Source organism: Henriciella pelagia (genome assembly GCF_002088945.1).
Taxonomy (GTDB): Bacteria; Pseudomonadota; Alphaproteobacteria; order Caulobacterales; family Hyphomonadaceae; genus Henriciella; species Henriciella pelagia.
In genome coordinates, this window is the sequence record NZ_NCSU01000007.1 from 969,678 (window position 1) to 983,505 (window position 13,828).

Sequence of the window (13,828 nt, forward strand, 5' to 3'; positions counted from 1 at the left end):
TGCTGATTCTGGCCGGACTTAGTAGGTCAGGCGCGCCCCGAAGACGACCGTGGTGCCGAACTCGTCATACTGCGAGAGGCGGCGCTCGCTGCCGAAATAATAGTATTCCGGCTCGTCGGTGAGGTTCTTGCCTTCGAGGTAGACCTGGAGGTTGTCGTTGACGTCAAACTTTGCCGACGCTTCGACGAGCAGGCGGTCATCCGTTGTGCGGTCGAGGTTCGCATCAACCAGCTCATCGAGATAGTCGCCGCGATAATTGGCCGATACGCGAAGGTCCCACGGGCCCTTGTCGTAACCGACGGCGACGTTCCAGATTGTGTCTGACTGTTTGAGGAATGGCACGTTGCGGCCATCCGGAAGCGTTGCTTCGCTGTCCGTGAAGGTCAGGTTTCCGGAGACCAGGAAGCCGTCCAGGGCGGCATTCAGGTCACCGAGGTTCTGGACGTAGTTGAACTCGACGCCATAGATCTCGCTGGAGCCGACATTGATGAAGGTCGAGACTTCCTCAATCTCGCCGCCATCCGTGTCGTCGCCATTGATGAACTCTGCCGGAATGCCGGAGAGATCGATATTGCCGGGCACGTCCGCGATGTCGAAGGTCGCCGGGAAGATCGCATTGGAAATGTCCTTGTAGAACACGCCAGCAGAGACGACCGAGAGTTTGGTCGGGTAGAACTCGATGCCAATGTCGAAATTGTTGGCTTCGAGCGGATCGAGGTTCGGGTTGCCGATCTCGGCTTCATCACGGTCATCATTGATGAAGAAGAAAGGCGCCATTTCACCGAAGGCCGGGCGGACCACGGCGGCGTAGTAGGCCGCGCGGCCGATCAGGCGGTCGCTGAACTCATACTTCGCGTTCACGCTCGGCAGGACGTTGGTGTAGTCATTGCTGAAGTTTGTTGTCGTGGCGGTGAGCTCGTCTTCGAGGACGACGCGTCCTTCAAGGTCCACATCGGTCTGCTCGATGCGGACACCGGCGACCAGCGTCAGCGCGCCGATGTCGAACGTGCCCATGCCGTAGCCGGCGATAATCTGTTCGTCGATCTTGTAGTCTTCCCCATTAGAGTCGAAGAAGCTGCCCTCCTCGTCAAGGTCGCCGGGGCCGAAAGCGCCGCGCAGGGCACGGGTGAGGCCCGGATCCGGCCAGGTCGGCTGGGTGTTGCCGAGGCGCCAGCCTGAGATGAAGCTGTCACGGGCGTAATCGGCGAGGCTGATGCTGTCATCTTCGTAGACGAGGATGTTTACATCCCGGATCTTCTCGCGGTCGCGGATCTTGAGACCGGCTTTCCAGGTCACCGGCGTCTGGCCGATCAGACTATCGCGGGCAATGTTGAACTGGGCTGCGTACTCGGTGTCTTCATTGACGGTGAATTCGCGCTCGAAGGCGTCGAGGAAGTAGTTTGCCGGGTCATAGACCGCGTCAAGCAGCGCGCCGTCTGACCAGACCGGCTTTTCCGGGTTCGAATAGTTGAGCGTGATGTTGCCGGGAACGACGTCCTGAATGTCCTCAAAGCGGAAAGCGGCATCGTGATTGTCGCTGTCGTCTTCTTCTGCATAGGCATAGGAGACTTCATAGTCGGTGTCCCAGCCATCCCATGTCGTCTGACCGCCGAGGGCAATCGTCTGGATCTTGCGGACTTCACGGCGAACGCGGACTTCAGCCTGGGTTTCATTCAGCGGGAAGGTGGCCGAGCTGTCGGTGAGTGTCGAGCCCGGCGCGACGATCTCGTTCTCATCATCGTCTTCATCGATGACGTCAGCAAGGTCGCGGAACTGCAGCACGTTGCGGACTTCGTCGTCTTCGTAGTTGTTGAAGAGGGTGCGCAGGTAGAGATCGGTCGATTCCGAAGCGCGCCAGTCGAAGTTTGCGACGAGGCCGATGCGCTCACGGTTGATGCCGTACCAGCGATGCTCATAGCCGTCGGACAGATAGTATTGGCCGGTGCTGTCGAGCAGGCTCCATTCGTCGGCTTCATTATTGTGCGCTTCGATACGCAGGTCCTGATAGTTGACGGACAGGGCAACGCCGAATGTGTCTGCGAATGTGTCGGAATACGTCAGGGTGGCCTTGGGCGAGACTTCTTCGGAAATCTCGTTATGGGCACCTTCCAGCTTGGCGCGGAAGAAGCGGCCATCGCGGTCGAATGCCGAAATGGTCTTGAGGTTGATGACGCCACCGAGGCTGTCGGCGTCGAGGTCAGGTGTCAGGGATTTCTGAACCTCGATCCCGTCCAGGAGGTCAGACGGGACGCCATCAAGAAGGACACCGCGGCGATCTTCCGGCGAGGGTGCACGCACGCCGTTGATCGAGGCGGAAATGAGGTCGGTATTGATGCCGCGGATCGAGACATAGCGGCCTTCGCCCTGGTCAGTCTCGATAGAGAGGCCCGGTACGCGGGCAAGAGAGTCGGCAACCGTCGTGTCCGGGAAGTTGCCGAGACCGTCGGAATCAATGACCGAAATGATCGAATTGGACGCGCGCTGCTGGTTGATCGCGCCGGCCTGTGCAGCGGCGGAACCAACAACGAGGATGTTGTCGAGGTAGCGGACATCTCGGCCGAGGCGGAAATCAGCTGAGGAGTCACCGGCGACGGTAATGCTCTGCGTCACTGGATCCGCGCCGATATAGGAGACGGTCACATCGTATTCGCCGGCTGGAATGCCAGAAAAGCGATAGTCGCCGAAACGGCCAGTGCTTGTGGTCCGGTTCAGACCTTCAATCGTGACCAGTGCGCCTTCCAGCGATGCCTCACCAGAGCCGTCCGTCACGGTGCCCTGAAGCACGTCCGCATTTGCAAGTTGCGCGATGCCAAGACTGACGACGCTGGCTGCCGCCAGCTTTCCAAGTTTGAAGTTCATGGAGTTCACCCCTCATTAAGAATGAGAGGCGGCTAACAGCGTTGCGTGACGGTTTGGCGTCAGCTTGGTATCAGAACGACTACAGTTTTTTCCAAATTTTATGACGAGGATTCCGCGTCACAGTTCTGTAGCATCTATGGTTGTGTGCGGCGCAGCAAAATCAACGCCTTAGCGTTTCCGGCTTCCGAGGATGCCGCGAAGCACATAGCGGGTGAAGTCACGCGCAAAGGTTCGCGTGGCGGTCTTCACGGCTGCTTCGGTCGGCGTCTGGCGACGCGAGCGGGACCTGGTGCGCGACTTCTTCTTTTCAAGCTCCCGCTTGGCCTTTTCCTCTTCCCGGGCGAGGCGCTCAGCCTCCCTGGCGGCCTCCTCTTCCTTCTCAAGAAGGATTTCGTAAGCAGACTCGCGGTCGATCGCTTCGTCATAGGTGCTGGCGACAGGGCTGTCGGCCATGATTTCGGCGCGTTCCCTGTCGGTGATAGGGCCAAGGCGGGACGAGGGCGGACGGATGAGGGTGCGCTGCACCACATTCGGCGCGGACTTTGCGTCCAGCGTAGAGACCAGGGCTTCGCCGGTGCCAAGCTGGGTGATCACTTCCTCTGTGTCGAAATCGGGGTTCGGGCGGAAGCTGTCTGATGCGGCCCTCACGCCCTTGCGCTCGGTCGGGGTATAGGCGCGCAGGGCATGCTGGATGCGATTGCCAAGCTGCGCGAGCACGCTGTCAGGGAGATCACGCGGGTTCTGGGTGACGAAATAGACGCAGACGCCCTTGGAGCGGATGAGGCGCACGACCTGTTCGATCTTGGACAGCAGCGCCTTGGGTGCATCCTTGAAGAGGAGGTGGGCCTCATCAAAGAAGAAGACCAGTTTCGGCTTGTCGGGGTCACCCACTTCGGGAAGCCGCTCGAACAGCTCCGACAGCAGCCAGAGCAGGAAGGTCGAATAGAGTTTCGGTGAATTGATGAGGCGGGTGGAGTCGAGAATGTTGACGATACCGCGCCCATCGCGGGCCGTGCGCATCAGGTCCTTGAGGTCGAGGGCGGGCTCGCCGAAGAAATCCTCGGCGCCGTCGCGTTCGAGGCCGAGGAGGCTGCGCTGGATGGCGCTGAGGGAAGCGGTCGCGACATTGCCATAGCGCAGGGAGACATCGTCCCGGACCTCTTTCTGGCCGAGATGGATGAGAAGCTTCTGGAGGTCTTTCAGGTCGAGCAGGAGCAGGCCTTCATCATCGGCATATTCGAAGGCGACGTTGAGTACGCCTTCCTGGGTCTCGGTCAGGTCCATCAGACGGGCCAGCAGGGTGGGGCCCATTTCAGAGATGGTGGCGCGGACGGGGTGGCCCTTCTTGCCAAAGACATCCCAGAAGACGACGGGCGTGTCGTGATAGGTGTAGGCGTCTGCGAAGCCGATCTTCGTCGCACGCGAGGTGAATGCATCGTGCAGCTTGAACGTCTCGGTTCCGGATTTGGCGAGGCCTGAAAGGTCGCCCTTCACATCGGCGCAGAAGACCGGCACGCCTTCATTCGAAAAGCCCTCGGCGAGAATCTGCAGGGTGACCGTCTTGCCGGTACCGGTGGCGCCGGCGATGATGCCGTGACGGTTTGCCCGGTTCAGGAGTAGTGTCTGGGCCTCGTTCTGCTCTGGTCCGCCGCCACCCAGATAAATTGCATCCGCCATGCTGTTCTCCTGCCACTCGCCATGAAGGTAGATGCAATCGCAGGTATCGGCAAAGCGCGCAATGGCAGCACTCGATGGAACAGCGCCCCGATCCATCACTTGTGGACGTTGAAAGGAGGTTTTCATGAGCAGAGATCCCGAGTGGCGCAATTTCCAGACGGAAGGGCAGGGCAAGGTCTATCAGGGCTATTCAAGACTGTATGATTCAATAGATGCGCTGGCGGCCATTGCCTTCATCATTGGCTCAGCGCTATTTTTCAGCGAAAGTACGCAGCGCGAAGCGACATGGCTTTTCCTGGTGGGGTCGGTTTTCTTCGCTGTGAGGCCACTGGTTCACGTGGTACGGGATTTTCACCTGGCGCGTCTGCCGGTGCCGGGCGATGAGGGGGGAGAGGGCGAGACATGACCATGCGATCGGGCATTGTCGGGATATGGATCATCGCGACCGGCGTCATCATCGCGTTGCTTTATCTTGGCCGCTCGATTTTCGCGCCCTTTGCCATGGCGGTTTTCCTGTTCCTGGTGATGGAAGGGTTTGCCCGGGCCATTCATAACCAGATCAGCTTTATCGGCCGTACGATAAGCCGTGCAATCGCGATCCTGTCCGTCCTGCTCGGCTTCGGTTTCTTCATCGCACTGCTGGCGCAGGGCATTGCGCAGTTCGGTGGACAGGCCAGCGACTATGAGCAGCGGATCAATGAGCTGATCGCAGACGTCTATGGCATTCTGCAGATGGAAAGAGCGCCGACGCTGACAGAGATCGTGTTCAACGAAACCGGCCAGCGCTTTGTCGGTACGATCGCGAATGCGACCGGCGACCTGTCGGGCGACCTCGTCATCATCCTTATCTATGTCGCCTTCCTGTTCATTGCCCAGTCGGCGTGGGGCGCAAAACTCGACCGACTTTTCCCCGATGCCGGCCACCGTGAGCAGGTGCGCGATGTCGGTGTTGCGGCGCGCAAGGGAATTGAGACCTATCTGTGGACGCAGACCGTCATTTCCGCGCTGATCACGGGGCTCACCTATGGCACGCTGCTCGTGCTCCAGGTCGAGAATGCGCTCTTCCTGGCGGCGCTGATCTTCGTGCTGAACTATATTCCGACAATCGGCTCGATTGTGGCAGCGTTCGTTCCGCTGCTCTTTGCGCTGGTCCAACCAGAGGTTCCGTCATGGATTCCGGGCGAAGGGACGAATGAAGGCTACATCTACGCGGTCATCGTCTTTCTCGGAGTGAGCTTCTGGCAGTTTGTCATCGGCAATTTCGTGCAGCCGCGCATCATGGGGGAGACGCTGAATCTCTCGGCGCTGGTTGTTCTTTTGTCACTTGCCATCTGGGGCGCGATCTGGGGAATCCCCGGCATGTTCCTGTCTGCGCCGTTGACTGTTCTGCTTATGATCCTGTTTTCACAGTCTTCTTCCACAAGATGGATTGCGATTCTGCTCTCTGCGGACGGGAAACCGGGTGATTTCGTTGCTGAACCCGCCCATAATAATGACATTATCACTGCAGAAACTTCTGCCCTCTAAGCTTGGCAAGGTATAGGGATCAAATCATATAGAGCTTAAGCAACGGTACCTAGTGTCGTCGCCGGTATCAGGCCTCCGCGTGCGTCCCCCCACCCAGCCTGCGGAGCGTCTGTAGGGCCCGTCAAACACGTCCCCGTTTGACGGGCCCGTCCCCCAACCCTCCCGAAATCAATCTTTCGTTCAGATCGATCCGCTCATGAATCCGCGTACCGCGTCAGCGGCCAGCGTGAACTGTGCGAAGGTCGCCTTGGACGATGAAAGTGCGTTTAGCTGCTGGATCAGCAGCTTGCGGCTTTCATCGCGCGCTCCCAGCCAGGCATCGACATTTTCAGCGCCGAGCGCCTGCGCGGCCGCTTCTGCCTGATGGCGGCGCAGGTCCTCGATAAGGCGCCGGGTCGCAAGGCGTTCCCAGTAACTCGCCTCGTCCAGGTTTCTCGCTGCTTCGGCCCGCAGCCGGTCGAGCCGAAGCGCGTCGCCGAGCTTCAGATAGGTCGCAAACGCATCGTCCAGCGACGCACCGGTCGATGTGCAGATTGCGGCAATGTCGATCGCGATCGGCAGGACCGGCATGAGGGCAGCGCGGGTAGCGAGCTCTTCCGGCACGCTCGCATTTGACAGCGTCTGCATGCGCCGACGCAGCTGGGCGAGCTCAAATCCGCACAGCGTGTCGGCAAGCTTCGCACCGAGAATGTCAAAGGCTGGCAGATAGGTGTCGACGGCCTCGCGAACGCTCAGGGCGCGTGACTGGCGCAGCAGGGCCGCAATCACTTCGGCGATGGCGTCGGCTCCCATCTGCTGGAGGTCGGTCTGGGCGCTGGCATTGATCTTGTTGTCGAGCGCGTGGATGGCATCGCGATAGGCGGGCAGGTCAAGCAGGATGCGCGCCGTTTCGAAGGACAGGCAGATCGCTGCATTGTCTGCATTGGTCCGCTCGCGCAGACGCAGCAACATGAGGGGGCCGCCCGCATCGATCAGCCGGTTTGCCAGCACGGTGGCGATAATTTCGCGGCGCAGGCGATGGGCCTGCATGGCGTCCGGGAACTGTTCCAGGTCCGTTGGGAAGTATTCTTTCAGGGTTTCCACGAACCATGGATCATCCGGCACTTTGGACGCGGTGATGTCATCGAAGAGCGTGATCTTGGACCAGGCCATCAGGACCGCGAGTTCAGGACGCGTCAGCCAGGCCTTGGCTTCTGCCCGGTCTCGCATTTCGGCGGTCGAGGGCAGGCCTTCCACGATCCGGTCGAGGACGCCGCGCTTTTCAAGATACACCATGAGCCGCTCATTGGCTTCATGGTCCCGTGCAGCCGTTGACTCTGCGAGCGTGAGGGCACCGGTCTGGCTGTAATTGTGGACAAGGACGTGTGCGGCGACGTCGTCAGTCATCTGGGCGAGGAGGCCATTACGCTTTCCGGTCGGCAGATTGCCATTGCGCATGGCCTGCGACAGCAGGATCTTGATGTTGACCTCATGGTCGGAGCTGTCGACGCCGGCAGAATTGTCGATGGCATCTGTGTTGAGGCGGCCGCCCTTCAGGGCAAATTCGATGCGGCCAGCCTGGGTGAGGCCGAGATTGGCGCCTTCGCCGATGACCTTTGCCTTGAGGTCGCGACCATTCACGCGGATCGCATCATTGGCGCGGTCTCCGGCGGCACCCTGCGTCTCGTGCGAGGCTTTCACATAGGTCCCGATGCCGCCGAACCAGAGAAGCTCGCAATCTGCCTTGAGAAGGGCGTGCAAGACTTCGTCCGGGGTCGCCTCGTCCTTGTTGAGTCCGGTGAGCTTCTTGATCTGGTCTGTCAGCGGGATCGATTTGGCCGAGCGTTCAAAGATGCCGCCACCTTCGGAAATCAGGGACTGGTCGTAATCCATCCATGAGGAGCGTGGCAGGTCGAACAGGCGCTTGCGCTCTTCCCAGAGGCGCTCAGGGTCCTGCGGGTCAGGATCGATGAAGATGTGCATGTGATTGAAGGCTGCCTGCAGGCGGATCTGTTTCGACAACAACATGCCATTGCCAAACACGTCGCCCGACATGTCACCGCACCCGATGACGGTGAACGGCTCGGTCTGGATGTCCTTGCCCATTTCGCGGAAATGGCGCTTGACCGCTTCCCACGCGCCGCGCGCGGTGATGCCCATCTTCTTGTGGTCATAACCGGCCGAGCCGCCGGAGGCGAAGGCATCCCCCAGCCAGAAGCCGTGTTCGAGGCTGATTTCGTTGGCAATGTCCGAGAAGGTCGCTGTGCCCTTGTCCGCGGCGACGACGAGGTAGGGATCATCGCCGTCCCAGACCACGGTGTTGTTGGGGGGACGGACTTCCTGATCGACAAGATTGTCGGTGAGGTCGAGCAGCGAATTGATGAAAGTGCGATAGGCCGAAATGCCTGCATGGTGGCGTTCTTCGCGGCTTGCATTCGCCGGGATCTGCTTGGGGAAGAACCCGCCCTTCGAGCCGACCGGAACGATGACCGCATTCTTGACCTGCTGTGCCTTGACGAGCCCGAGGACTTCGGTGCGGAAATCATCGCGCCGGTCAGACCAGCGAAGCCCGCCGCGCGCGACCGGGCCGAAGCGGCAGTGTACGCCCTCGACTTCCGGGCTCGACATGAAGATTTCGCGATACGGCTTGGGTGCCGGAAGGTCGGAAATTTCCTGGCTGGCAATCTTGAAGCTGATGAAGGGGTAGGGCGTGCCGTCGGGTTGGCGCTGCCAGAAATTGGTGCGCTGGATCGCCATGATGAGGCGGGCAAGGCGGCGGATCACGCGGTCCTCATCAAGCGAAGAGACCTCATTGAGGCGCGTCTCGATCTGTTGCAGCGTGGAGAGCGCGATGGACATGCGCTCTGACAGGCTTTCCGGGCGGCCCGGGTCAAACCGGATGGAGAAAAGCTCGATCAGCGAACGCGTCAGCTTGGGATGGCGTTTCAGGGCGTCGATCTGTGTGGCGCGGGCAGGGTCGAGGCCGGTCTGATGGCGATAGGCGCACAGGGCGCGGCAAAGTGCGGCTTCGCGCCAGTCGGCACCGACAGACAGAACCAGCCCGTTGAAGCGGTCGTTTTCGGTCTGGCCCATCCAGACCGACACGAAGGCGTCCTCGAAGCGGGAAGAGATGGTGTCGAGGTCGAGCGCGTCCCCCGTTCCCGAGTGCATTTTCAGGGCATGGATCCAGTAGGTTGCCGGCCCGTTATCGACCGGCTTGGGGTCTGGTGTGACGGGGTAGCCGGTCTCGAAATAGACCATGAGCCCCATATTCTCGAAGACGGGCACGCAGTCGGAAAGGGTGATGGCCCCGCTTCGCGAGTAGATTTTTGCGCGAACCGTGTCCTCTTCGTCCTCGATGTTGCGATAGGCCCGCATGCTGACGGGATGCCGGGGGGTAAGCTGGCGGATGGCATCGACGTCGCGAAGCGCCTCATCAGGGCTGAAGGCTTCGCGATAGGCCGCGTTGAAACCGGTCCTGAACCCGCTCGCCCGTTCAAAGTCATCCTGGTTGAGGTCAAGGCCAACCAGCGTTGCGCGGAACGAATCTTCCCAGGTGCGGTTAAGGTCCGCCACTTCCTGTTCGAGGCGGGCAAGATCGGGCTGGACGCTGCTGTCCGTCAGTTCGACGAGCAGGTGGACGCGGGCGAGCTGCGAGGCATCGAAGCGCGGCTGGAAGGAAATGAGCTTGCCCTTGAAGGCCTCGACAATATGCGCGCTCATGCGCTCACGAGCGGCTGTATTGTAGGCATCGCGAGGCACGAAGACGAGGACGGAGACAAACCGGTCGAACTGGTCCCGGCGCACGAACATGCGTGTGCGTGGGCGACCGACCAGGTTGAGCGCGCCCTTCATTAGCGGGATCAGCGTCTCGGCATCGGCCTGGAGGAGTTCGTCGCGCGGCCAGGTTTCGAGAATATTGGTCAGCGCCTTGTAATTGTGGCTGCCTTCAATCGCGCCAGTGGCCTCGAGCACGCGCTGGACGCGGCGGCGGACCCATGGAATGGCGCGCACGCTCTCATTGTAGGCTTCGGCGGTGTAGAGGCCGAGGAAGCGGGTTTCGCCAATGACGCGGCCCTGATCGTCGCGATGCTTGACGCCGACATAGTCACACAGCGCGCGCCGGTGCACGCGGCTTTTCAGGGTGGATTTCGCAACGATGAGCGGTGAGGGCTCCGACAGGAAAGACCCGATGGCTGGCGTCAGCATCAGCGGTTCGGCACCGCGATTGAGCACATTGCGGTCCTCGTCGCGCAGCAGGCCGAGATTGGAACCTTCGATCATGATCGGTTCTTCGGGCAGGACGGTGCCATCCGGCCCGGTTTCGAAGTCGTAGGTCCGCGCGCCGAGGAAGACGAAGTGCTCGTCGCTCAGCCATTCCAGGAAGGCGACGGCTTCGGCCAGCATTTCCGGGTCTGCAAGCTTGCTCGCTTTCAGGCGCTCGATCTCGTTGGCCATGCGCTCCTGCATGTCAGCAAAATCGCGCACCGACATGGCAACATCGCGCAGCGTGGCTTCGGCCTCGGCTTTGAGAGCCCGGCATTCGGCAGCGCTCAGCGGCGGCACATGGATCTGGATAAGGGACAGCGCAACGCCCAGATCTGTCTTCAGGATCGGGTGGAACAGGGCGCGGACTTCATAGGGAAACTCGGCGCATAGGCCGAGCAGCGAGTCGACGAGGAATGGTTTGTCGAGGCTGACGGCTTCGAGGATGGTCGTGCCGAGCAGCTTGCCGTCTGCGGTGCGCGCATCGCGCACGCGAACGACGGATGCATCGCCGGAAAAGCCCTCGGCAAGCTCGGCAATCGAGTCCGCCAGCGCATTGCTGTCTTCCGCCGACAGCGACATCAGCGCGTCGTGTTCAGCCTCTTCCCGAAAGCGCTTGCGAAGCTCTTCAAGCGGCAATTTTCCCGCAGGTCTTGCGGGGCTGTGCGCGTGATCGGGCATGGAAGAATCCTGTGTGACTGGACAAAGCCAGTTCTACCCTGCGGCGCACCTTGCGGCAATTGCCCTCCGCACGTTGCAGGTGCGAAGGGCAAGAGGGTTTCGACCTAGCGGTCGGCAATCGCAGCCTTCAGGTCCTCGACCTTCTCAGACCGGAAAGCGGCGCAGAGATTGCCGCTTTCTTCGGCCTGGGCGAGCGAGCGCTCATAGCCGGGGATGGCGTCCTTCTTCGAGACGAAGAAGGTGCGTGCCGCTTCGATATCTTCGGCTGTACAGAACGAGCCGACAGCGCCGGCGGTCTGCGGCTTGCGGATCTCGGGCGTGCGCGAGATGAAATTGTCGAAGCTTGCCTTGTAAAGGCTCCAGGCGACCTCCTGATTTGCCTTATTCTTCAACGATGTCTGCAGGACAGACCAGGTTTCCTGGCCCTGCCAGTCGCTGCCCTGCATCTCCTTGATGAGGTCAGCCATTTCCGGCTCTGCCGCATTGGCAACAATGGTCTGCAGGATCAGGCGGCGCTCATACTGGTTGTCATTGTTGCGCGCATATTCGAGCGCTGCGTCGTAAAAGTCGCGGCCGCCCAACTTCGTGCCCCACTTGATGGCGGGGGCCAGCGTGTCTGCATCGACAGCGGTCGGGTCAGGATCGCCATCGACGCCGACAAAGGCAGCGGCGCGTTCGGCGAGGGCCTGGCGTTCCTCATCCATCGTGCCGATGTCGAGCAGCGCGGAGTAGAGCGACTGGAACAGCAGGCTCTCATTCTGGTCGAGCGAGTCTTCGCGCGCCTTCAGGGCCTCGAAGACCGGGCCATAAGTGGCCTGCGCCCAGCCGCGCATTGCGTCCTGGTCTTCATCCGGCAGGGCGTTGAAGAGGCCTTCGGCGACTTTCACCGAATTGATCGCCACGTCCCACTCGGCGGTCGCCGATGCTTCGAGGGCGTCGAGGACGGCGCTTGCCTGCACATCGCCGGCCCGGAAGGCGGCGCTGATGGAGTCGAGATAGGACAGCTTCTGCGCGACGGTGAGGGCTTCGAATTCGCCGGTCAAGGCCGACCAGTTTTCGTCCGACAGGGTGAAGCGCATATAGCCGCCGGCCGCGTTCGGCATGACCCAGTCGGCGCAGGCCCCATCGAGCGGAATTTCAGTGGTCTTTTCAGTCAGCATCTGACGTAGCACCGTATCGCCAGCCGGGCTGGAAACGCGGATTGCGAACGGCACCTGCCAGGTTGACGCGTCTGCATCAATCCTTGAGCCGAGCGGTGCGTAGCGCGACTGCGTCACGGTGATCAGGCCAGCGTCTTCGGCCTCACAAGCGGTCTCGACATTGAGATAGGGGATGCCAGGCTGAAAGATGAAACTGCGGAAACTGTCGACGACGCCCGCATTACCGCTGCCGTCAGCCAGCGACTTCATGAAATCCTCGACGTCGGCGGCGTCATCTTCAAAGCGGCGCATGTGAATGCGCATGCCTTCGCGAAAACCCTCTTCGCCGAGATAGGTTTCGAACATGGAGAGGACGTGTCCGCCCTTGCGATAGGTGATGCCGTCGAAGGCGTCATTGATGTCGGCATTGCTTTCAATCGGGTTGCGGATCTGGCGGGCATTGATGAGGCTGTCGGAGCCCATGACGCCGATTCCGCCGCGCTGGGAGGCCCGGTCATAGCCTTGGCCGGGATAGACCGCGTCCATGGTCTTGTTGCTCATCCATGTCGCGAAGGCCTCATTGAGCCAGATATCGTCCCACCATTTCGGGGTGACGAGATTGCCGAACCATTGGTGGGCGAGTTCGTGCGCATGCGTTCGGAGCACGCCGCGGCGGCGACTGAGCGACGTCCGGTCCGAAATGAGCAGGGCGGCTTCGCGATAGATGATGGCGCCGGCATTCTCCATCGCGCCATAGGCAAAATCGGGGACCGCGATGATGTCCAGCTTGGCGTATGGGTATGGATAGTTGAAGTAGCTTTCCTGGAAATCGACCATCTCGTCGGTGATATCCATTGCAACCCTGAGCTGGTCGCCCTTGCCGGCTGGAGCAAAGCCGCGAAACGGCACGGGAGTCGCCCGCAGCGTGTTGGCGGGCAGGGCCGCGCCATCGCGCATGTCATACGGGCCGACAGCCAGCGCAACGAGATAGGACTGGATGGCGCGCGTCGGTGCGAAGGTGTGCCTGACCATGCCGCCATCGAGCTGGCTCGTTCCGGTCAGCGGCGCATTGGAAATGACCTGATTGCCCTGCGGGGCTGTGACGGTCAGCGTCCACGGCGTCTTGAAGCGGGGTTCGTCAAAGCCCGGAAACATGCGCCGCGCATCGATGGGCTCCATCTGGGTGGCGAGGTAGGGGCGTGCGTTCTGCTCTGCCTTGTAGAGACCGGCGAGACCGAAATTGTATGGCGCGCGATAGTCCATGACGAGGGTCGAATTGCCTGCGGGAACGGGGTCGGCGAAATCGATCTTCGACACACCGCCATCGGCGAGGCCGCCTTCGAACGTGCCTTCAATCTCGGTACCATCTTCAAGGCGGACGTAGGCGCGCTCGATGGTCTGGTCGAGCGAGTGCAGCCAGATACGGGCATGGGGGGCTGACAGGCGGATCCTAATCTCTACGGTGCCGGTGAAACCGTCCTTTGCCGGATCCGTTATGAGGTCAAGACTGTAAGCGGTAGGAATGACCGTGTCTGGAAGCTGACCGGCAGGCGGTGTTTCGAGCTTGATCGGTTCAATCTTTTCGCTGGCGCTTTCTGTATCCTTGGCGGTCGGGTTCGGGCCGCAGGCTGACAGGAGCGCGATACTGGCTGCACCTGCAAAGATGGTTGTTTTGAACCTGTTAAGCGTCATGAGGGATT

The 13,828-nt window shown here is 60.8% G+C and carries 6 protein-coding genes; 2 read left to right on the forward strand and 4 right to left on the reverse strand.

Annotated features, from left to right (window positions below):
- Nucleotides 1-18: 18 nt before the first annotated feature.
- Both B8746_RS07515 and B8746_RS07520 read right to left on the reverse strand, forming a co-directional pair.
- Nucleotides 19-2,859, reverse strand: a complete 2,841-nt coding sequence (locus B8746_RS07515) for a TonB-dependent receptor (protein WP_084393002.1) — start codon at nt 2,857-2,859, stop codon at nt 19-21.
- Nucleotides 2,860-3,027: 168 nt separating this feature from the next.
- Nucleotides 3,028-4,536 (reverse strand): helicase HerA-like domain-containing protein, encoded by a 1,509-nt coding sequence (locus B8746_RS07520; RefSeq protein ID WP_084393170.1) that lies wholly within the window; start codon nt 4,534-4,536, stop codon nt 3,028-3,030.
- Nucleotides 4,537-4,660: 124 nt separating this feature from the next.
- Between B8746_RS07520 and B8746_RS07525 the strand changes: the two genes are divergently transcribed.
- On the forward strand, nt 4,661-4,942 hold the full coding sequence (locus B8746_RS07525) for a YrhK family protein (protein ID WP_084393003.1): 282 nt from the start codon (nt 4,661-4,663) through the stop codon (nt 4,940-4,942).
- Nucleotides 4,939-6,063: an AI-2E family transporter gene (locus B8746_RS07530; protein ID WP_084393004.1), complete on the forward strand. Its 1,125-nt coding sequence runs from the start codon at nt 4,939-4,941 to the stop codon at nt 6,061-6,063. The genes B8746_RS07525 and B8746_RS07530 overlap by 4 nt, the downstream gene beginning before the upstream one ends.
- Nucleotides 6,064-6,243: 180 nt before the next feature.
- On the opposite strand, the gene B8746_RS07535 is transcribed toward B8746_RS07530, so the two are convergent.
- Entirely contained in the window at nt 6,244-10,989 is a 4,746-nt protein-coding gene (locus tag B8746_RS07535; protein ID WP_084393005.1) for an NAD-glutamate dehydrogenase, read from the reverse strand.
- 104 nt (nt 10,990-11,093) lie between these two features.
- A complete protein-coding gene (locus B8746_RS07540) occupies nt 11,094-13,820 on the reverse strand; it encodes a M1 family metallopeptidase (RefSeq protein ID WP_158084562.1) in 2,727 nt (908 codons plus the stop codon).
- Between the last annotated feature and the right edge of the window lie 8 nt (nt 13,821-13,828).

Coding starts and splice junctions, on each gene's coding strand:
- B8746_RS07520 (WP_084393170.1), bottom strand. CDS start 4,536: ATGGCGGATGCAATTTATCTGGGTGGCGGCGGACCAGAGCAGAACGAG.
- B8746_RS07515 (WP_084393002.1), bottom strand. CDS start 2,859: ATGAACTTCAAACTTGGAAAGCTGGCGGCAGCCAGCGTCGTCAGTCTT.
- B8746_RS07535 (WP_084393005.1), bottom strand. CDS start 10,989: ATGCCCGATCACGCGCACAGCCCCGCAAGACCTGCGGGAAAATTGCCG.
- B8746_RS07540 (WP_158084562.1), bottom strand. CDS start 13,820: ATGACGCTTAACAGGTTCAAAACAACCATCTTTGCAGGTGCAGCCAGT.
- B8746_RS07530 (WP_084393004.1), top strand. CDS start 4,939: ATGACCATGCGATCGGGCATTGTCGGGATATGGATCATCGCGACCGGC.
- B8746_RS07525 (WP_084393003.1), top strand. CDS start 4,661: ATGAGCAGAGATCCCGAGTGGCGCAATTTCCAGACGGAAGGGCAGGGC.